Source organism: Pseudoalteromonas sp. MB41, from assembly GCF_020966275.1.
GTDB classification, from domain to species: Bacteria; Pseudomonadota; Gammaproteobacteria; order Enterobacterales; family Alteromonadaceae; genus Pseudoalteromonas; species Pseudoalteromonas lipolytica.
In genome coordinates, this window is record NZ_JAJJZF010000010.1 from 11,030 (window position 1) to 32,241 (window position 21,212).

Consider the following 21,212-nt stretch of genomic DNA (forward strand, 5'->3'; position numbering starts at 1 on the left):
TGTGGGTATAAAACAGTAACAAAATGATTTGTTATACTATATCAACACGATTATTTGTGTTATTTTATAACAAATAATCGTTTAATCTTTTTGAAGTACCAACCTATGACGTTTTCAACCCTTCCCCTTAGTTTAGCTGTTGTAATAAGCACGGCTGTGAATGCGACTGATAACAGTGATATAGAAACTATTACTATTGAACACAAGCAAGCGTTTCGGGGGGATATACCCGCCAAAGAGCTACCGCAATCGATCACGACCTTAAGTAAAGATATGCTCACTGATAATGGCATAACTAAGTTTCGTGATGCGCTCGATTTTTCGGCGAGTATCAGCCGTAAAAATAATGGAGGGGGCTTGTGGGATAGCTACTCTATTCGCGGTTTGTCTGGTAATGAAAACATGCCTTCGGGGTATTTAATTAATGGCTTTAGTGGTGGAAAAGGCTTTGCAGGGCCAAGAGATGTGTCGAATATTGAATACATTGAGGTGTTAAAAGGGCCTGGCTCTGCGCTTTATGGTCGTTCTGAACCGGGTGGTACTATTAATATTATTACTAAAAAGCCACAGTTTTACCAACAAGGCCAGTTTAAGGCTGAACTGGGCAGTGATGAACACAAGCGAGTTCAAGGTGATTATACCAATGGTGTGACTGATGATTTAGCGTTTCGCATTAATGGTGCGTGGCAAGACAGCGATAGTTTTCGTGATTATGTGCACCACGATAAATTAGTGATTACACCTTCGCTTTACTATCAAGTGACTGATAACTCATCGCTCACCTATGAGTTTGAATATGTTGACCAACAACAAATGTACGACCGAGGCGTTGTGATTCTTAATGGCAATATTGAGACTGTGCCGGAGTCACGCTTTTTAGGTAACCCAAATGATGCGCCAACAAAAGTTCACTCCAGAGGCCATCAACTCAACTATAACTATAATTTTAATAATGATTGGTCATTACTTGCTGGCGCTAATTATCGTGCAGCCACTTTAACTGGTGAGTCTTCAGATGCGGAATTATCGCCATCGCGCCAATCATTATTTGATGATGGAACAACCTTAACGCGCCAGCACCGCTATCGAGATTATGAATCTGAGGATGTTTCCGTGCGTTTTGAGCTGAGCGGTCAGTTTGATATTGCAAGTATTACCAATCATGTTTTATTCGGTGCTGATGCATATGAATACGAGTTACGTACAGGGTTATATCGTTACCGCGGTGGTTATGGCACTTATACAATTGATATCCATGAGCCAGATTACACGCCTATCGAAGGCCCTGAAATGGGTATGCAATATGAGAACAATGAGGAACAACGTGCTTACGGTCTTTATATACAAGATCAGTTAGATATAACTGACAACCTAAAAGTGATGGTTGGGTTACGTTTTGATGAAATAGAACAAGATATTTTCGAAACGAAGTCGGGCGTTGCATCACACAGTAAAAAAAATCGTATTAGCCCACGTTTTGGTATGGTGTACGTGCTAAACGATAACATTAATCTGTACTCAAGTTACTCAGAGGGTTTTTTACCGTTAAGTGGCACCGACGCTGAAGGTAAGCCATTTGGCTTTGAAGAGAGTGACTCGTTCGAAGTCGGTGTGAAATTTAGCAGCGAAAAAATCACTGGTACAGTGGCAATATTTGATGCGACTAAGAGCAATATGCTGGTGGCAGATCCTGTTAATGTGGGGTATTCAGCCCCAATAGGCAAAGCCAAAAGTAAAGGTGTTGAGCTTGATTTAACAGGCTCACTGGGCGCGAACACTGAGTACAACCTATCTTATGCATATGTTGACGCTGAGACAGCAACAGACAGTTTAAATGTTGAGTGGATAGTGCCTATTCCAAAGGGCAGCCCGCTTGTTAACGTGCCAAAGAATAACTTTTCTGCAAGTTTTAATCATGATCTGACACTATTTTCTCAAGAGCTTAAGGTCGGGGGGCATTATCAATATGTGTCAGATCGTTTAGGGGACCCTGCCGATTTAACTTTTCGCATCCCACGCTATCAATTAGTGGGTTTATTCGCAAAATGGCGTGCAACAGAGCAAACAACCGTGTCACTAAATGTCGATAATATCTTTAACGAAAAATATATTGCCAGTAGCTACAATGCACTGTGGGCTTATCCTGGAGCGCCAACGCAATTTAAACTGGGGGTGAGCTATGACTTCTGAGCAGCTTAAAAGTCGTATTCATAGTATCGACATTATGCGGGGGGTCGTTATTTTAATTATGCTCCTAGATCATGTCAGAGAACGCTTCTTTTTGCATATGCAAGTGTCTGATCCGATGGACGTTGATGTTACTTCACCCAGCTTATTTTGGAGTCGTTTTGCGGCCCACTTTTGTGCACCAACCTTTATCTTTTTAACGGGGCTGTCGGCGTGGTTGTACAGTCACCCAGCAACGGGTGTCGCACGCTCTGCTCGCGGCTTTTTAGTAAAACGAGGGCTGTTTTTAATTGCGCTTGAAGTAACGTTAATTTGCTTTTCGTGGATGGGGTATTACTACACGATTTGGCTTCAAGTGATGTGGGCTATTGGCTTGTGTATGTTGGTGCTTGCTTTACTTATAAAGCTACCTCAGAGGGTATTACTCGTCCTTGGTTTAGTGATTGTATTCGGCCATAACTTACTTACTCCAATCAGTTTCACGCCCGATGAGTTTGGTTATTCGCTGTGGACGATTTTGCATGATCGAGGTTATTTATCACAAGGTGGCTTAATTGACGTAAAAATTAGCTACCCTGTATTGCCGTGGATTGGTGTGATTTTACTGGGTTATTGCGCAGGGCCACTATATGCACATACGCAAAAAGCGCAGTCGCGTAAACGAGCATTGCTGCTGTTAGCACTATTATGTGTAGGATTATTCGCGGTACTGCGTGGTTTTAATATTTATGGTGAAACGTTGCCTTGGCAAACCTTTAGCACCACCACAGAAACGATCATGTCGGTATTCAATGTAACGAAGTATCCGCCATCATTAAACTTTTTATTGATAACCTTGGCGGGGATGTTTCTCGGTTTATGGGCGTTTGAGCGACCCCTTAACCGCGTGACCAATGCGCTGCGCGTTTATGGTTCTGTGCCTATGTTTTTTTATATATTACACCTGTATGTGCTGCTCGCCATGTATCAAGTCGGTATGTTGATATGGGGGGCAAACCAAGGGCACTATTTTGGGGTAAGTGATATATCAAGTGTTTGGTTAATTACTTTACTCTTAATAATTGGACTCTATTGGCCAACCAAAAAGTTTAGTGAATACAAACGTAAAACTAAAAAACCGTGGCTTAAGTATTTGTAAAATGAAAAATGCCGATATGCAAGCATATCGGCATTACTTCTTAACTATCCTAATTAACTTATCCTTAGTTAATTTGAGATTTCTTACGACGAAGCGTCAGAAGTGGTGCAAACGCTAGTAATAACCAGCCAAATGAGCCACTTGATGATTTTTTGCTTTCTTCCACTTCAGGGTCTGGGATAACGGCCTCAGGGAAAGTACAACTACCATTGTCAGTATTTGCATTTTCATCATAATTTGTTGCTGCGCTGTCAGTACAACCCAACTCAATACCATCTGACATAACCATTAATGAGAATGAGCTCATTGCAGCATCTGCAGAGTTTACTCTGTCGCTTACTTTTACCATGACATCAATTTCACCATTAAAGTGCTCTGTAGGTGTGATTGTTACTGTGCTACCTGATGTGTGACCTGAAACTTCAGAAGTAAAGTTTTCACCCATCACTTCAATCACGTTACTTACGTTGTTTTCATCCGCGTAAAGTACATCGAAGCTAATAGAGTTGTTTTCTTCAACTTGCATATCAGGGAAGTCAGATAATGAAATATTACCCAGTACGTTAAGCTCTAAGGTTAACACTTCGTCATCAGCGCCTTCTAAGCCGTTATTAACCGTCAGCGTATGCATTTGTGCTGCAGCTGCTTCGCCAATATACGCTTGGAACTGAACGTCAAACTTAGACACTTCAGGGCCTACATAATCCATACATACGACAAGCTCATCATGAACAACTTCATCAAGATTGTCGTATGCAAAACCATCACCAATATTAAGATCTACAGGCATATCACCATTAACAATAATACGACCGTCAGCAGCTTTGAAACCAATAGAACCTTGGTTATCAGCGAGGTTAACGTTGTCATAAGCAAACATCATTTCATATTCGCCTGGCTCATAAGCAATATTCATACGCATGAACAATTCAACGTCAACTGATTGCCCTTCTACTTGAGAGCGTTGGATATTATCCCACTCAAGGACAAGCCAATCACGTGCTTGAGTATAAGTTGGTGTAATACCCGCGTTAGCGTCATAGTTACCATAAGTGCCATCTACACGCTCAGGAATTGTGTTATCACCAACCCAGAAAGGCGCAATAAGATACGGAGGTGGTGGTGGGAAACCGCCGCCTGATGGAAGTTCTACATGGAATGGCGTTGTGCGGCCGTTAGAGCCAAACGTCACTAAACCAGCTGGGTTAAGTTTGATTGAATCAAAATGGTATTTATTAAAGAATGGGAAAGAAACATCGAGATCTGTTGCCATTAACTCTTTAAATGAATACTCAAACTCGTTCCAGTATTGGCCTTGAACTCCTTCAAGTGTACGCCAGCCAAGTGTACGCAAGTCTAAATAGTTAGGGTACGGAGATTTAGCTGCTCCAAGAGAACACATTTCATCTGTTAGATTCGTGGTAATTTTATAGTTACGAGCCACATCTTTGGTCGTCTCTTGCGTACCTTGAAGTGATAATACGTTGTCTACCAGTTCAGGTGTTGCTGGAGTTGATGCTGTCGCAACAATGCTGTCTTCAATAATTTCGATGCCTTCTGGGAAAGCAGTATCAATTGTGAAATTACGAGCCGCTTGTTCATTATTTGCGATTACTTCAATTTTGAAATCAACTAATTCACCCACAGTCGCTTGTTCTTTATTTGCTGTAAAGCGCATGTCTTTATCAATTTGATTGATAATGACAGGAACAAAACCAAGGTTACCAGCGTCTTCAGGGTTGCTACCTAAGTCAAAACCACCAAAATATATATCGCCTACTTCCATGTCAGGTAAGTTGTACGACAGTGTTAGCTCGTAGTCTTTGTAACCTACAATTTTCTCTGGAGCACTGACTGTTAGGTTGCTTTGACCTTCTTGAACCACTGCTGTTGCAAAAGTGATATCTCGGCCTTGGTCTTCTTCACCCGAAGGAACATTTGCTAAGCTCATGTAAACGGTGAAATATTCACCTGCTTCTGGGTCAACAATGTTACAGAAGTTGGTAACAGTAAAGCTGGTAGACATACAGATAGTTTCATCCATGCTTGCTAAACCATCGTTATTACTGTCTTTACCCATAAACATAAGCACGCGAGAGGCTTCGCCTACTGGGCTTGCGCTTAGCATTTTTGCGTCTTGTGGTACGGTAGTCCACTCGATATGGTTAGGGTTAACAATTTCACCATCGACGTCGACTAAATCAAATGGGTCGCCGCTGGTGGTGTCTGTGAATAATTTTACGGTGTTTTGTTGGCCTTCCACTAACCCAAAAGAGCGCGATGTGAAATCACTCACTTCATCGGTGTTGAAAGGACCTACATTAATTGTTGAAGAACGACGATGCGCATCTACTTTAATAAAGCTCGGTAATCCTGTATCACCGTTAAATGTCCATACTGGCATTTCTAGAACGGGTGAATTAGGGTTGCTCGAAACCAATTTTATTTGACCTTGGTTTCCTGATACCTCAATATTATCAATTGCTTGAGCAACTTGGTTCATTTTCACTTCAACAACAATGTTTTGTGTTTCACCGGCTTTTAGTGAAAACTCACTCGGCGTTACAGTAATTGTGCTGTTACCAATCCACTCTTCAGCTGATACGCTCCACGTTGCATCTTCTGTTGCTGTCACTGTACGCATAAAGCTACATTCTAGGCCACAGTTATTATCAACCATGTAAGCCGTGTTAAGTGCTTTTAAGCGGCCGCCTAAATTAGGATTTGCCGCTTTCATATTTTCGATGCTTTCATGCATCACTAAACCGGCTTTATCAGCAAGGTCAACATGCATACGACCCGCACCCATATCTTGTAAAGATGAATCAAAGCCTTCATCTTTATAGTTATCAAGGTATTGTGCATTTTTAAGGTTGTTGCTTGCCGTTAACATCAGCGCTGATTGAATCTCCATTAAAGACCATTCAGGATGAGACTGTTTAAGCAATGCGGCAGCACCAGCAACGTGCGGACTTGCCATTGATGTACCCGACATCGTTTGCCAGTCTGTTGATGATGGGTTTTTAGAAAACGGTTGGTCGTCTGAACTCGCTGCGAACACATCAACACCCGGTGCAGCAACATCAACTAACAAGGTATCAAAACCAAAGTATGATGGACCGCGACTTGAGAAGTACGCAATGCGCTCTTCATCTACTTCTTCGGTGCTAGCTGAGTTTGCTGTAATGGTTCCTTTATGACCTGAGCCTGTGCTTAACCAATTAAGTAGTTTAACACCTTCTGCATTGGTTACATGTGCTGTAGGCGCAGGGTAAGGCAGTTGAGGTGCTGGGCTACGGTCTTGGTATGACGATAGGTTGTAAATAATGACACCCTCAGCGCCACCGGCTAATACGTTATTTGCTTTTGCGTAAAGCGGTTTATTGCTTCGCTTACACACAACAATAACGTCTTCTTGGCTTTCGTCGATATCCGGCGTGTTAGGGTCATCGGTAAAGTCAAAGGTGCCCGCTGGATAAGGCTGATCACAGTCTGTTTGGTAGCGTGACACTGGCTCATTTGGGTTAGGGTAATCAGACGCAGAAACAATTAAACCCGTTAGCTCGTCAAAGGTAATGCCTGCAGCAATCATATCTGTTGGTGCGTCAGTGTCGCCACCTGATAAGTTCTCAAGAGTTTTATCGCTAAACACAACTTGCGAAGATGGAGTATGCGCAGCAACCGTTGTTACCCAAGGAGATGAGTGATCAGCTGATTGTAAGTAAGGGCCACTGTTACCGGCTGCAACAGCAACGAATACACCTGAGTTTGCCGCATTGAAAAATGCTTGCTCAATAGGTTCAACCCAAGGATCTTCCTCAAAACCACCGAGTGAGGCATTGAGTACATCAACGTTATCAATAGCTGATTGCTCGATAGCGGCAATAATTGCACTACCTGGACAGCCCGCATATGGGTCGCCAGCAGCGCCAGGCCAACAAACTTGGTAAGAAATGATATTTGCATGCGGTGCCATACCTGACACTTGCGGGAAGATAAGGTTCGTTTCAGTGCCTGAGTTTTGGCTACCGTAACCAGGTTCTTTATAAGTAATATCATAAAGTACGTTACCCGCTGCGGTGCCTGCAACGTGAGAACCATGAGAGTTATAATCTTCACCATACGCTGGACGCGATTCTTCAAATACAGGATCAGAATACGCTACTGTGATTTCTGGGTATGAATACACACCAATGAGCTTATCGTTACAGCGATCTGCGAATTCAGCTTTAGCACAATCACCTAAGTAAGTATCACCCAGTGGATTGGTGTGTGTATAGCCATCATCGCCTACGGCAGCAAATGATGGGTGATCAGTATTAATACCCGTGTCGATAATACCGACAACAACGCCTTCACCTTTGTTACTTGTTAGGCCACTTTGACTGTTGCTCCACAGTGCTTTTGCACCTGTTTGCTCAATCGTGTTAAACGTAGTTAGTGGGTATATCTTAGAGCGTGCGATGTGCTTAATGCCAGGCACTTTTGCTAAACGCGCAGCTTCTTCTTGGGTCATTCGGGTTGTGAAGCCGTTTAAAGTGACGCTAAATTCACGATCTACTTTTAATTGCAGACCTTGAAGTGTCAGTGCAGAGTTCACAACATTTTGACGCTTGCTAGCGAGGTGATTTGAGTAGCTTGCAATTTCAGGTTTATTTAAATCAAGTGGCTTTGCGGTTGTTTGTCTAGCTGTCGCCACTGTTTCACGTGTACTTGCTAGGCCTTTTAGGCTGCCATCATAAGCTGAAATAGGTGCATCAATTAATTGAACAATATAAGTTTGAACACCAGTGATGTCTTTTTCTGGCGTGAAAATGCGGCTTTGTTTCTTCACCGTTTGGTTGATTTTACCATCCCAATTAGTTTCAGCAGAAACCATTGGTTTTGGCGCATAATCAGCGGGTTGTTCAGCCCATTCTTGTGCTTGATTCAGTGCAGCATGTGAAGTGCCAGCACTGATATACAGTGCAGAAGCGACCATCACTGATACTTTTTTCATATTGAACATGTGCTTTAGTTCCCTAGAAGGATTTTTTAATTATGAGCTCGCTATTTGTTGCGAACGATTTTAATCACTAGGGATAGTGTTCAGTTGTGTATCTAACATCAATATAATGTAAATAAATGGCACACACTGATACATCTTGGTACATTTTCGGGGAGGGGGTATCAACGCAAAAAATGAATACTTGCCTTGGCGCCAGTGAGCTGGCTGCTATTGTCTAAACTAAACTGTGCGTTATTCCAAATACAGAGTTGCTTCACGATTGACAAGCCTAAGCCGACTCCCTTATAGCCACGTTGATGCACAGAGGCCGTTTTAGAAAAAGGCTGCATTAAGGTTGCGCGCATCGCTTCTGGTATACCTGGCCCGTCATCTTCGATGATGAGTAACGTGCCTTTTTTAGTGTGTTTTAAGGTGATCTCAATATGTTGTTTAGCAAACCGCACAGCGTTACCAAGTAAGTTTTGCAGTAAGCGCTGAAAGCTTTGCTTATCAACACTTATTTTTTCTAGTTGGCAATCAATACGAATATCAAGCTGACAATAACTCATAAACTTAGCAATACAGGGCTGGAGTAATTCATCAGGGCTGTAGTCTTTAATTAATATGCGTGGCTCACACTGTTCAAGCTCTGCATAAGTTAAAAACTCTTCAACTAATAGCTCTAACTCAATAATGTCTTGCAAAATACTGTGGCGATAATGGTTGTTATCGTCAACGGCTTCGAGGGCAAACTTAGCGCGTGAAATCGGGGTTAAAAAGTCATGTGAAACGGCGTTGATAAGTTCGCGCTGACTTTGGTTTCGGTTATAAAGTGCCTGTGCCATATTATCAAAGGTATCGCCTATGCTTTTTAATAAACTAAAGCGGCTAAATTGAACTTGCGGGCTAAAATCAGCATTTGAAATTTTGCTACTTGCTCTACGTAGTTTACTTAAATCAATCAGTAATGGGCCGGTAAAAATAACCACCGCTAATGCAACACTACTATAAAAAACCAGACTCACGAGGGATTGTGATGCTGTTTCTTCTGTTTGTACGTAAGGGCCAGCGCTTAAAATGGTGTCACCATCGACAGCAAGTCGATGAAAATACACATTCCCTTCAGGGTCATTAACACTGATCACTTCGCCTCGTAACAGGGGTTGTTTTAAAGCATCGCCTAAGTAGAAACTGGCAAGGGGCGATTTTTTTATTAACGCATTATCGACTTGGCTTTCTACACTTAGCAGGTGGTGTGCGAGTTGCTGTTCTAACGAGTGAGCGGGAGGAGAAGGAAAATAAGTCTCTAGTACCCACGCTGCGCTACTTAGGCAAACAGCGAGGGTTAAATAGAGGTAAAAATACAGCCTAAACAAGGCAAGTTAGCTCCAAGCTTGAGGTGAAAAAATATACCCTTTGCCCCACACGGTGACTATTTTTTGGGGTGGCACAGATTCGTCTCCGAGCTTTTTTCGGAGCCGACTTATACGGCCATCAATTGTGCGGCTTTGACCATCATATTTACGACCAATTGCACTATCAAAAAGCTGATCGCGACTGATAAGTTGCCCTGGAGCCTTGGCTAACTGTATTAGTAATTCAAACTCTGCACTGGTTAATTCAAGAGGTTGGCTATGCAAATAAGCTTCGCGCTGAATGGTATTTATACTCAGTGAGCCAAACCGTATGTTATGGGCGTTGTGTACAGTACTTTGAGGCTTAACCTGTTGAGTGCGGCGAATCGTGTTGTTAATTTTTGCTAATAAAATAGACGGTGATACAGGCTTGGTAAGGTAGTCATCGGCTCCTAATTCTAGCCCTGTTATATGATCAACCTGACTTTGTCTGGCAGTCATAAAAATAATCGGACTGTCTTGATAGCGCTTTAGCTCTTTGAATACGTCAAAACCATCTTCGTTACCAAGGCCGATATCGAGTAAAATCAAGTCGAACTTCTTCATACTTGCTTGGTAGCACGCATGGCAGCCATTATCAAAATGATCAACCTCATACCCATTACTCATCAGGTAATTTACGACTAATTGAGCCAGTTTTAGGTCATCTTCAATATATAAAATTTTATTATGCTTGGTCATTAAAAAATACTCCATGCGATATCACGGCGACGTTTTTTAATATTTTGATAAAAAACGTTTATTTCAGTGCTTTCTAACGGGATAAGTTGCTCGGTTAATAGCTCTAGAACAATATTTCGATTGTTTCGTACAGCGATAAGGAAGTTGTGCCCTTGTTTTGGCTTTTGACAAAATAGCCTGACTTGCTGATCAGTAACACGAATGCACACCGTGCTGGTGGCCTCTGTGAACCAATCTACCTTAATATTCATCACACAATCTTGTTCAATAGTTACACAGTTACTGGGTGTTACTTCAATATGACTCGACTCAGCAAAGGCAAGTTTACTAAGGGTGAAGCTGAGGATAAGCATCATGAGTAAAAATGAGTTAGTTCGCAGCATTGTTTAGTAATTCCATGCAATGCCAGCATAAAAAGAAAGCAAGTTGCTATCGTTTATGAGTGGACTGTCGGCGATGCCCGAAGATAAGCGCTGGTACTTTACATCACTAATAAATTGCCATTGCTGACTAAAGTGGTATTGGTAGCTGGCCTTAAGGCCATACTTTTGACTTGAGCGACCTTCAAAGCGGCTAAACCCCACCTGCACGTCTTGTTGGCTAGTGCCATAATAGTAATCAACTAACCCTCTGTTTAAATGCTGTACTTCGATACCCAATAAAAGTAGATGCTGATCAATTTTATATAAGCGCTGTGCAGAAAGTGCGCCTTGTAAACCCTTATGATAGTTGGTTAGCTCCATTGCCCAACTCACGCTAAAGCGCCAGTTTTGCCAATCGTATAGCGCTTCTGCGCCAGTCATAAAAGAGAGTTTACGGTTACTAATACTGCCTATATCGCCGCGTCTTTTTTGGGTCGTGGGCGGCATGTCACCCATTGCCGGTGGAATTGACCCCATTGGAGGGCGGCCACTTATAGTCCTTATTGCTGCGAGTGCAGCGGAATGCTTAGCAAAGTAAAGCCCGTCTTCGTTTAGTTGAGTGAACACCGAGAGTTGATAGTTTTCACGTGTTATCGGTGTCCAGGTTAGTTGCGTATTTGCGAACGAGAAATCACCGACAAACAGTTCTACGCGCGGCAGCACATAAAGTGGAATATCCCCTTTATTATAAACCGGATTATCGAGCTGCCCATACCCTAAGCTAATGCCAAGGCTCAATCCTTCATCTGCTAAATAGGCAGGCGCGGTACTGTGAGCCTGAGGAGACAAGTAAAGCGTGCTTAAGAGTAAAATAATGCGAAGCCCAATAGAGCAACCACTGTTAACTATCACAAATAAAAAACCTCAGCGAAAAAACGTGTTAACACTAAGGTGTTCTTGTTAACTTGAACAATGAAATAATGTACCAAATTGTAGCATTGGTTGGTTTTTGTAAACTAAATAATGTAAGCGCATGAATTAATAATTAATGTGTTTGTGATGCTGAGGTCGCTAAAAAAAGCGTGAGCAACATAAACAGAGTATTACAAAGTATTAAACGGTGCATATTCACGCTCATTTAACACTTTAAAACCGCGTTAGGGGCACGTCATTACTGACATGACACTTTATTAAGTTGCTATTTGACTGAGTTTTTGCGATATTAATTATATTATAATATTAACAGGAAGCTAATAAGATGACTCTGCCTAGTTCTCAATCTGCAAATGCTATTCGCATACTTGCTGTCGATGCTGTTCAACAAGCTAACTCAGGTCACCCAGGTGCGCCCATGGGGATGGCTGATATTGCCGCAGTATTGTGGCAAAACTTTCATCGTCATAACCCATTAAACCCAGACTGGTCTAACCGTGACCGTTTTGTGTTATCAAATGGGCATGGCTCAATGTTGCAATATGCATTGTTACATCTAAGCGGCTACGACGTTAGCATCGAAGATATTAAGCAATTCCGTCAGCTTCATTCTAAAACACCGGGTCACCCTGAATACGGTTACACACCGGGTGTTGAAACAACAACAGGCCCATTAGGTTCGGGGATTGCTAACGCAGTCGGTATGGCTATCGCTGAAAAAACTTTAGCGGCACAATTCAATAAACCGAACTTTGATATTGTTGATCACTTTACATACTGCTTTATGGGTGACGGCTGTCTAATGGAAGGTATCTCGCACGAAGCATGTTCGTTGGCAGGTACGTTAGGCCTTGGAAAACTCATTGCATTTTGGGATGACAACGGTATCTCGATCGATGGTGAAGTAGAAGGTTGGTTCACTGATGATACACCTGCGCGTTTTGAGTCGTATGGCTGGCAGGTTATTCGTGATGTTGATGGTCACGATATGAATGCAATTGCGGGCGCAATCGAGGCGGCGCAAAGCAATACCACGCAACCTACACTGATTTGCTGTAAAACCGTGATTGGTTTTGGTTCGCCAAACAAATCGGGTAGCCACGACTGTCATGGTGCGCCACTTGGTCACGATGAAATCGCTGCGGTACGTGAGCAATTAAACTGGCCACACCCTGCATTCGAAGTACCGCAAGACGTGTACAACGAGTGGAATACTCAAGCGAAAGGTCAAGAGTTCGAAAGTGCATGGCAACAAACGTTTGCTGCCTATAGCAAAGCACACCCTGAAATAGCTAAAGAATATACTCGTCGCGTACTTGAAAAAACACTCCCTGCTAACTTCGCAGAATTAGCTGATGAGTACATTGCTAAATGCCAAGCTGACATGCAAAACATTGCAACGCGTAAAGCTTCACAAAACGCAATTACTTTCTTCGCAAAGCAGCTTCCTGAACTAATGGGTGGCTCTGCTGACCTTGCCGGTTCAAACTTAACATTGTGGCCAGACGCTAAAGGCTTACAAGATGCCGCTGATGGTAACTATGTTTTTTACGGTGTACGTGAATTTGGTATGAGCGCTATCATGAATGGTATTGCACTACACGGTGGCTTTATCCCATTCGGTGCGACTTTCTTAATGTTTATGGAATACGCGCGAAATGCTGTGCGTATGGCTGCATTAATGAAAGCACAAAGCATCTTTGTGTATACTCATGATTCAATTGGTCAAGGTGAAGATGGTCCAACTCACCAACCAATCGAGCAAATTGCAAACCTACGTATGACCCCGAATATGACTGCGTGGCGTCCGTGTGATGAAACAGAAACAGCGGTTGCTTGGCGTCAAGCGTTATTAAAAGAAACAGGCCCAAGCTCACTCATTTTCAGCCGCCAAGGCACGAAAGCGATGGCGCGCGATGAGCAGCAAGTAGCCGATATCGCTAAAGGTGGTTACGTACTTGTTGATAGCGAACAAACAGCTGAACTTATCCTAATTGCAACAGGTTCAGAGGTTGAACTGGCGGTTAATGCTGCCGCTGAACTGACAGCACAAGGCAAGCAAGTTCGCGTGGTATCTATGCCGTCGACTAATCAGTTTGATAGCCAAGACAAAGCATACCGTCAAAGCGTACTACCAGCAGGTACTCCAAAAATTGCAGTTGAAGCTGCGCACCGTGACTTCTGGTTCAAGTATGTTGGCCAAGATGGTGACGTACTCGGTATGGATACATTTGGTGAATCAGCGCCAGGTGCTGTATTGCTAGAGCACTTTGGTTTCACGGTTGCTAACCTCGTCGCTAAAGCAAACGCATTACTTGCTGAATAATGTTGTTAGCTAAAAATTTATCGTAATCGCAACACGATAAGCCTGCCTTCACGATTATAAGGCAGGCACAAAAAAGCCCGCAAACCTTAGTTTGCGGGCTTTTTTCTGCGTAAACAATCAGGTTTAAACTAATTCGCTTAAGATTGACTCTAGTTTCTCTTGGTCAATGGCGAACTGGCGAATACCTTGGCTTAGCTTTTCAGTGGCCATTGCATCTTCATTCATTTCCCAGCGGAATGCGTGCTCTGTCATCGCTGCTGGCGCGTCTGCTTTTTCAGTCGCAGGTTGTAGCTTTTGTGTCAACGGCGCTTGCGTTGCTGCAAGTTCTGCAAGAAGTTTAGGGCTGATAGTTAAGCGGTCACAGCCTGCTAGTTCTTGAATTTCACCAATGTTACGGAAGCTTGCACCCATAACGATTGTTTCAAAACCATGTTTTTTGAAATAGTTATAGATGTGAGTCACTGACTTAACGCCCGGATCGTTTGCACCGTCGAAATCTGCGCTTGCATCTTGTGCTTTATACCAATCAAGAATACGCCCTACGAATGGAGAGATTAGGTATGCGCCTACTTCGGCACAAGCACGCGCTTGAGCAAATGCAAACACCAGTGTTAGGTTACAACGGATGCCTTGTGCTTCAAGTACTTTAGCGGCTTGAATACCTTCCCATGTAGAAGCAATTTTGATTAACACGCGCGATGTGTCGATACCTTGCTCTTTATAAAGAGCAACAAGCTCAAGAGCTTTATCAACGGTTGCTTGGGTATCAAATGATAAACGCGCATCAACTTCAGTTGACACTAAACCCGGTACTTGCTCCATTAATTTAGAGCCAATTAATACTGCTAGTTTATCAGCTGCTTTGCTTATTACTTCATTTGTATCGTTACTTTGTGCTTTAGCCCATGAAACGGCTTCTGCAGCAAGTGGACGGTATTTCTCAATTTGAATCGCATTTAAGATGAGTGATGGGTTCGTTGTTGCATCTTGCGGTTTGTATTCGTTGATTGCTTCAAAATCACCCGTGTCAGCAACAACGGTTGTCATTGCTTTAAGTTGTTCTAGTTGGTTAGACATAATTATCCCATTCTTATCATACAAAAGTTAATTTAGTGGCTTTAACCTGTTATTTGTGCTGAAAAAACAATCTAATCTTCCAGAAAAACTGCGCAATAAATCGCCCGCCAGCAGCAAATAATCCTGTTAATAATATTTTTATAATACCTTTACAATCTGGTATTGTTGATATTATCATACAAATAAAGATAATGACTAACAATGTTAGTAAGCAATTAGTGAAAGGTAATTATGTCTCGTTATACGTTGGGATTAGACTACGGGTCAGACTCGGTAAGAGCATTACTCGTTGATGTTGCAACTGGTGAAGAACTAGCCAGCCATTTAGTGAACTACCCGCGCTGGGCACAAGGTTTATATTGTGACCCAAGTAAAGATCAGTTTCGTCAGCATCCACAAGACTACATTGATAGCCTTGTTGAAGTAGTGAATGGTCTTTGGTCGCATGTTCCAGCAGGTACCGCAGACAAAGTAGTGGGTATGAGCTTTGATACGACAGGCTCAACGCCTGTGGCTATTAATAGCCAAGGTACACCACTGGCATTAACTGAAGAGTTTGCAGAAAACCCAAATGCAATGTTCATTTTGTGGAAAGACCATACGTCTATTAAAGAAGCAAATGAAATCACTCAAGCTGCAACTAACAACGATGTGAACTACCTTTCACACATGGGCGGTATTTACTCTTCTGAGTGGTACTGGGCTAAAGCATTACATATTTTCCGCGTTGATAGCAGTGTTAAAGCAGCCACTTATTCATGGGTTGAACACTGCGATTGGATGACCGCGCTCATGTGCGGCACAACTCACCCTGAAGCATTAAAGCTAGGGCGTTGTGCAACGGGCCACAAACAAATGTGGAACGAGCAGTGGGGCGGTTTCCCACCAAACAGTTTCTTTACAAGTATCGATCCACTATTAGATGGTGTTGTTGATACTTTAAATGCAACCACAGAGCCAAGCGACCAAGTTGCTGGCAACTTAACCGCTGAGTGGGCCGAGAAGCTAGGTTTACCACAAGGCATTGTGATTGGTTACGGTGCATTTGACTGTCACATGGGGGCAGTAGCTGCCAATGTTCGCCCAGGCGTTCTAACTAAGGTAATGGGTACCTCAACCTGTGACATCACGGTAACGTCTAAAGAGCAACTAGGTGATACCTGCGTTAAAGGTATTTGTGGTCAAGTTGATGGCTCAGTGATCCCTGGATTAATTGGCTTAGAAGCTGGTCAGTCTGCTTTTGGTGACTTATACGCATGGTTTAAAAATCTAGTACTTTGGCCAACTCGCCAACTTACAAATCTATCTGACGCTGAGCAGGCGTTAGTTAACAAGCTAGAAGACTCAATCTTAGTTGATTTATCAAACGCGGCAGCAGCACTCCCTGTAACAAGCAGCGACGTAACTGCGCTTGATTGGGTAAATGGTCGTCGTACGCCAGATGCTGATCAAAGCGTTGCAATGGCATTAACGGGCTTAAAAATGGGCACCGATGCACCTAAATTCTTTAAAGCACTTGTTGAAGCAACGGCGTTTGGCGCACGTGCTATCACTGAGCGTTTTCAAAGTGAAGGCGTGCCAATTGAGTCAGTGGTTGTTATCGGCGGTATTTCTAAAAAATCAGACTACGTAATGCAAACCTGTGCTGATGTTTGGAACTGTCCAATCGACGTTTTAGAGAGTGAGCAAAGTTGTGCATTGGGTGCGGCAATTATGGCTGCGGTTGCTGCGGGTGAGCACGCAACAGTGGCTGATGCGCAAAAAGTGATGGCGTCATCAGTCTGTCATCAGTACTTACCAAACCCTGAGCGTGTAGCGGTGTATGACGCGCTTTATGCCAACTACCAAGCACTTGCAAGCTATGTAAACGGAGACAAAGCATGAGTTTTACTGAACTAAAACGTGAAGTTTATGAAGCGAATATGGAGCTTCAACGTCGTGGCTTAGTAATTTATACCTTTGGTAACGTATCGCAAATCGACCGCGACAAAGGCGTGATTGCGATTAAACCAAGTGGTGTATCGTACGACCAAATGAAAGCCGACGACATGGTGATCGTCGACCTTGAAAACACCATTGTTGAAGGTGCTATGCGTCCGTCTTCTGACACCAAAACACATGTTCATTTATATCGCCACTTCGATGAGATTGGCGGTGTAACACACACGCATTCGACCTATGCAACTGCATGGGCACAAGCAAAACAAAGCATTCCTTGCCTTGGCACAACTCACGCTGACTATGTACACGGTGACATCACCTGTACGCGTGAACTAACTGATGAGCAAGTGAATGGCGATTATGAATTAGAAACCGGTATTCAAATTACTGATGCGTATAAAGACCGCGATCCGAAAGCTGCACCTATGGTGATTGTTGCGGGTCATGCGCCTTTCACGTGGGGTAAAGATGCCGCTCAGTCTGTATACCATGCCGCGCTACTCGAAGAGATTGCTCGCATGGCGTATTTAACACGCACTTTAGATCCACACGCAGCTGAACTTAAAAAAGCAGTGATGGATAAACATTATCTACGTAAGCACGGTAAAAACGCGTATTACGGTCAGAGCAAATAGCAAGAATTTAGAGGATTATTAACATGACGACGATGACGAAAGAAGTCTGGTTTGTTACCGGCTCACAACATCTTTATGGTCCTAAGGTGTTAGAAACGGTCGCCAAAGACAGCGAAGCAATTGTAGCGGGCTTAAACAGCGAAGCGAACCTACCAGTAAACTTGGTATGTAAGCCTACCGTTAAGTCACCTGAAGAAATTCACGCTGTTTGCCAAGCGGCAAATACCGATCCTAACTGTGTTGGTTTAGTATTATGGATGCACACTTTCTCACCTGCGAAAATGTGGATTGCTGGCCTAAGCGAATTACGTAAGCCTTGGTTACACCTTCATACTCAGTTCAATGCAGCCCTTCCTTGGTCTGACATCAACATGAACTACATGAATACGCACCAAAGTGCACACGGTGACCGTGAGTTCGGTTTCATCGGTACAGTAATGCGTAAAGAGCGCAAAGTGGTTGCGGGTCACTGGCAACGTGCTGACGTACAAAAGCAGTTAGATGACTGGTGTCGTGCGGCGAAAGGCTGGGCAGAAAGCCAAACACTTAAAGTAGCGCGTTTTGGCGACAACATGCGTCAAGTAGCGGTAACGGAAGGTAACAAAGTTTCAGCACAAATCACCTTTGGTTATGAAGTACACGCGTTTGGTGTCGCTGAGCTTGTAAAAGTGGTTGATACAATCACTGAAGACGAAATCGATGCACAGTTAGCACTTTATAAGCAAGACTATGTGATTGCTGACGAAACTCTACAAGACGATTACGCCGTGAAAATGCTGCGCAACGAAGCACGTTTAGAGCTTGGTATGGAGCGTTTCTTAGAGAAAGGCGGCTTTAAAGCATTCACAAACTGTTTTGAAGACTTATCAGGTCTTTCGGGTCTTCCGGGTCTTGCTACACAGCGCCTAATGTCGAAAGGCTATGGCTACGGTGGTGAGGGTGACTGGAAAACAGCTGCGATGGTTCGCATCATGAAAGTAATGGGTGAAGGCCGTGAAGGCGGTTGTTCATTCATGGAAGATTACACTTACAACATGGGTGAGACTGACCAAGTACTTGGCGCGCACATGTTAGAAGTATGTCCTTCAATTGCAGCACAAAAACCACGCTTAGAAGTTCACCAACACACGATCGGTGTGAAGTGTGATGTAGGCCGTTTATTGTTTACTGCAAAGCCAGGCGCTGCAATTAACGTATCACCAATTGATATGGGTAACCGTTTCCGCATTCTAATCAACGAAGTAGATACAGTGGCTCCGCCAGCTGATTTACCTCACTTACCAGTGGCTTCAGCACTGTGGGAACCAAAACCAAATCTATCTGTTGCATCTGCTGCATGGATCCACGCAGGTGGCGCACACCACACTGCATACAGCCAAGCAGTCACAACTGATATGATCGTTGATTTTGCTGAAATGGCAGGCGTTGAAACGATGATCATCGATAACGATACGACAATTCGTGGTTTCAAAACAGAGCTTCGTCATAACGCAGCTTATTACATGCTAAAACGTGGCCTGTAAAAACGAGTACATAAAGTACTAGGGCATGCTTTTAGTATGTTCAGTCAAATTTTGTTGTCGATTAAGCCAGTGATGAGCCTCGCTCCTCGCTGGCTTATGCTATTGTGAAGTAACACTTTTTAGGAGTAGATATGATCGACTTAAGCGCCTACCAAGGCATTATTTTTGATATGGACGGCACCTTAATTGACTCAATGGGCAGTCATTTGCAAGCATGGCAGAAAGCCTGTGAAGCGTATGGTTATCCGTTCGATTACGACTACATGTATAGCTTGGGTGGCATACCGACCGTTAAAACCATTGAAATGCTCAATGAAAAATTTGGTTTAGATCACGACCCTCTCGTTGTTGCTAAAGACAAGCACCAATTTTGGGTTGATTTACAGCACCATCCGTTGGTAATTGACGAAACCGTCGCTGTACTTGAGAAATACCATGGCGTACTGCCAATGGGAGTGGGTACAGGGGCTGACCGCGAGCATGCAATTGATCACCTAACAGATACTAATTTAATTAATAAAATAGGCGCCTTAGTTACCGCAAGTGATGTGAGTAAAGGTAAGCCAGACCCAGAAACGTTTTTAAAAGTGGCTGAGCAATTAGGTGTTGAACCCAGTAAATGCGTGGTGTTTGAAGATACGCAAATTGGCTATCAAGCAGCAAAAAGTGCGGGCATGGACTGCATTATGGTAAAAGACGGCAAAATCCAATTTTAGCGATTAAATTTGCAATGATCCCCTTATTTGTATTATAAAACTATAAATACAATTAAAAAAAGGTTATTCATATGTCATTGCAATGTGTTTTCCAAGGTTTAAAAACAACTCATCAAACAGCCGGTTCGAACACGAAAAAGTCGCGCGGGCTTTATGCATTGTTGGTGACATGTGGGATTGCCCTTACACCAGCGTGTGCTCATCAAGGAGACAATATGACAACTTCCCCTTCAGCATCTATGACGGCTTACGGCGTGCTTGCAGATCAAACCCCTGTAAATCAAGTAACACTCACTAACAGCAATGGCATTAGTGTTGATGTAATCAACTACGGCGGTATTATCACGCGCATTGAAACGCCAGATGCAAAAGGCGAAATGGGTAATATTGTACTGGGTTTAGATAACCTAGACGCTTACACAAAAGCAACGACTTACTTTGGCGCTATTATTGGTCGTTTTGGTAACCGTATTGCGAACGGTAAATTCACGTTAAATGGCACCGAATATCAGCTTGCCACTAACGACGGCGACAATCATTTACACGGGGGTGTGCAAGGTTTCGACAAAAAAGTATGGAACATGACACCGTTCACTACGCAAAACAGTGCAGGCGTGACCCTAAGCCTTGTTAGCCCCGATGGTGACCAAGGATACCCAGGTGAAGTAACCACTGAAGTGACTTACACGTTAACCAATAACAACACGCTAGACATGCAGTTTATTGCTACAACGAACAAGCCTACCATTATCAATATGACGCAGCACAGCTACTTTAACTTAGCGGGTAAAGGCGACATTCTTGATCACCAAATGCAAATTAACGCCAAAGCGATTACGCCTGTAGATGGTGGCTTAATCCCAACGGGAGAGTTAATGGATGTAGCAGGCACACCGTTTGACTTCCGTACTGCTAAAGCAATTGGTCAAGATATAAAAGTAAGCAATGAACAGCTTCAGCTTGGTAAAGGCTACGACCATAACTTTGTACTAAAAGACACACCAAGCAAAGAGCTTATTGAAGCGGCAACGGTTTACGAAGCAAACTCAGGTCGTACATTAACCGTTTACACCGAAGAGCCTGCCGTACAGTTTTATTCAGGTAACTTCTTAGACGGTAGTAGCAAGCAAGCGTCTGGCTTAGTGCATAACTTCAGAAGTGGTTTTTGTTTAGAGCCACAACACTTCCCAGATGCACCCAATCAGCCAACGTTCCCAAGCACAACATTATTACCGGGTGACGTGTACTCAACACGCATCGTGTACGAATTTGGTACAAAATAAAGGAACAC

At 43.2% G+C, this 21,212-nt stretch carries 14 protein-coding genes; 8 read left to right on the forward strand and 6 right to left on the reverse strand.

From position 1 onward, the window contains the following. Positions 1–105: 105 nt before the first annotated feature. Both LPA49_RS11420 and LPA49_RS11425 read left to right on the forward strand, forming a co-directional pair. Positions 106–2,190, forward strand: a complete 2,085-nt coding sequence (locus tag LPA49_RS11420) for a TonB-dependent siderophore receptor (protein WP_180311251.1) — start codon at positions 106–108, stop codon at positions 2,188–2,190. Beyond that, the gene (locus tag LPA49_RS11425; RefSeq protein ID WP_180311250.1) at positions 2,180–3,325 is read left to right on the forward strand and encodes a DUF1624 domain-containing protein; all 1,146 of its coding nucleotides are present in this window, start codon (positions 2,180–2,182) and stop codon (positions 3,323–3,325) included. The genes LPA49_RS11420 and LPA49_RS11425 overlap by 11 nt, the downstream gene beginning before the upstream one ends. A 64-nt stretch (positions 3,326–3,389) precedes the next feature. Here LPA49_RS11425 and LPA49_RS11430 read toward each other — a convergent pair whose 3' ends face one another. From LPA49_RS11430 to LPA49_RS11450, 5 genes are all read right to left on the reverse strand, one after another. Beyond that, entirely contained in the window at positions 3,390–8,333 is a 4,944-nt protein-coding gene (locus LPA49_RS11430) for a S8 family serine peptidase (RefSeq protein WP_180311249.1), read from the reverse strand. A gap of 161 nt (positions 8,334–8,494) precedes the next feature. Continuing rightward, entirely contained in the window at positions 8,495–9,688 is a 1,194-nt protein-coding gene (locus tag LPA49_RS11435; protein WP_036973632.1) for an ATP-binding protein, read from the reverse strand. A 6-nt stretch (positions 9,689–9,694) separates the two neighbouring features. Then, entirely contained in the window at positions 9,695–10,408 is a 714-nt protein-coding gene (locus LPA49_RS11440; RefSeq protein WP_036973631.1) for a response regulator transcription factor, read from the reverse strand. After that, positions 10,408–10,791, reverse strand: coding sequence for a DUF3019 domain-containing protein (locus LPA49_RS11445; protein WP_118844767.1), 384 nt, complete (start codon positions 10,789–10,791; stop codon positions 10,408–10,410). Before LPA49_RS11445 ends, LPA49_RS11440 begins: the two co-directional genes overlap by 1 nt. Positions 10,792–10,794: 3 nt before the next feature. Then, entirely contained in the window at positions 10,795–11,682 is an 888-nt protein-coding gene (locus LPA49_RS11450) for a MipA/OmpV family protein (protein ID WP_036973629.1), read from the reverse strand. Between the two features lie 346 nt (positions 11,683–12,028). Here LPA49_RS11450 and tkt point away from each other — a divergent pair, with 346 nt between their 5' ends. Then, complete coding sequence (tkt, locus tag LPA49_RS11455) at positions 12,029–14,029, forward strand: transketolase (RefSeq protein ID WP_180311248.1); 2,001 nt, start codon at positions 12,029–12,031, stop codon at positions 14,027–14,029. A gap of 123 nt (positions 14,030–14,152) precedes the next feature. Here the strand turns inward: tkt and tal are convergent, their stop codons facing one another. Continuing rightward, positions 14,153–15,106: a transaldolase gene (tal, locus tag LPA49_RS11460; protein WP_074989530.1), complete on the reverse strand. Its 954-nt coding sequence runs from the start codon at positions 15,104–15,106 to the stop codon at positions 14,153–14,155. Positions 15,107–15,337: 231 nt separating this feature from the next. On the opposite strand from tal, the gene LPA49_RS11465 reads away from it, so the two are divergent. From LPA49_RS11465 to LPA49_RS11485, 5 genes are all read left to right on the forward strand, one after another. Next, positions 15,338–16,990, forward strand: a complete 1,653-nt coding sequence (locus LPA49_RS11465; protein ID WP_036973626.1) for a ribulokinase — start codon at positions 15,338–15,340, stop codon at positions 16,988–16,990. Further along, on the forward strand, positions 16,987–17,682 hold the full coding sequence (locus LPA49_RS11470) for an L-ribulose-5-phosphate 4-epimerase (RefSeq protein WP_036973625.1): 696 nt from the start codon (positions 16,987–16,989) through the stop codon (positions 17,680–17,682). The genes LPA49_RS11465 and LPA49_RS11470 overlap by 4 nt, the downstream gene beginning before the upstream one ends. 23 nt (positions 17,683–17,705) lie before the next feature. Next, a complete protein-coding gene (gene araA, locus LPA49_RS11475) occupies positions 17,706–19,205 on the forward strand; it encodes an L-arabinose isomerase (RefSeq protein ID WP_074989529.1) in 1,500 nt (499 codons plus the stop codon). Positions 19,206–19,336: 131 nt separating this feature from the next. Then, positions 19,337–19,921: an HAD family phosphatase gene (locus tag LPA49_RS11480; RefSeq protein WP_036973623.1), complete on the forward strand. Its 585-nt coding sequence runs from the start codon at positions 19,337–19,339 to the stop codon at positions 19,919–19,921. 215 nt (positions 19,922–20,136) lie between these two features. Then, complete coding sequence (locus LPA49_RS11485) at positions 20,137–21,204, forward strand: aldose epimerase family protein (RefSeq protein WP_230236563.1); 1,068 nt, start codon at positions 20,137–20,139, stop codon at positions 21,202–21,204. Positions 21,205–21,212: the final 8 nt, after the last annotated feature.

Excerpts from the sequence above, each read along its gene's own strand:
- LPA49_RS11420 (WP_180311251.1), top strand. The coding sequence starts at position 106 with ATGACGTTTTCAACCCTTCCCCTTAGTTTAGCTGTTGTAATAAGCACG.
- LPA49_RS11425 (WP_180311250.1), top strand. The coding sequence starts at position 2,180 with ATGACTTCTGAGCAGCTTAAAAGTCGTATTCATAGTATCGACATTATG.
- LPA49_RS11430 (WP_180311249.1), bottom strand. The coding sequence starts at position 8,333 with ATGTTCAATATGAAAAAAGTATCAGTGATGGTCGCTTCTGCACTGTAT.
- LPA49_RS11440 (WP_036973631.1), bottom strand. The coding sequence starts at position 10,408 with ATGACCAAGCATAATAAAATTTTATATATTGAAGATGACCTAAAACTG.
- LPA49_RS11445 (WP_118844767.1), bottom strand. The coding sequence starts at position 10,791 with ATGCTGCGAACTAACTCATTTTTACTCATGATGCTTATCCTCAGCTTC.
- tkt (WP_180311248.1), top strand. The coding sequence starts at position 12,029 with ATGACTCTGCCTAGTTCTCAATCTGCAAATGCTATTCGCATACTTGCT.
- tal (WP_074989530.1), bottom strand. The coding sequence starts at position 15,106 with ATGTCTAACCAACTAGAACAACTTAAAGCAATGACAACCGTTGTTGCT.
- LPA49_RS11465 (WP_036973626.1), top strand. The coding sequence starts at position 15,338 with ATGTCTCGTTATACGTTGGGATTAGACTACGGGTCAGACTCGGTAAGA.
- LPA49_RS11470 (WP_036973625.1), top strand. The coding sequence starts at position 16,987 with ATGAGTTTTACTGAACTAAAACGTGAAGTTTATGAAGCGAATATGGAG.
- araA (WP_074989529.1), top strand. The coding sequence starts at position 17,706 with ATGACGACGATGACGAAAGAAGTCTGGTTTGTTACCGGCTCACAACAT.
- LPA49_RS11480 (WP_036973623.1), top strand. The coding sequence starts at position 19,337 with ATGATCGACTTAAGCGCCTACCAAGGCATTATTTTTGATATGGACGGC.
- LPA49_RS11485 (WP_230236563.1), top strand. The coding sequence starts at position 20,137 with ATGACAACTTCCCCTTCAGCATCTATGACGGCTTACGGCGTGCTTGCA.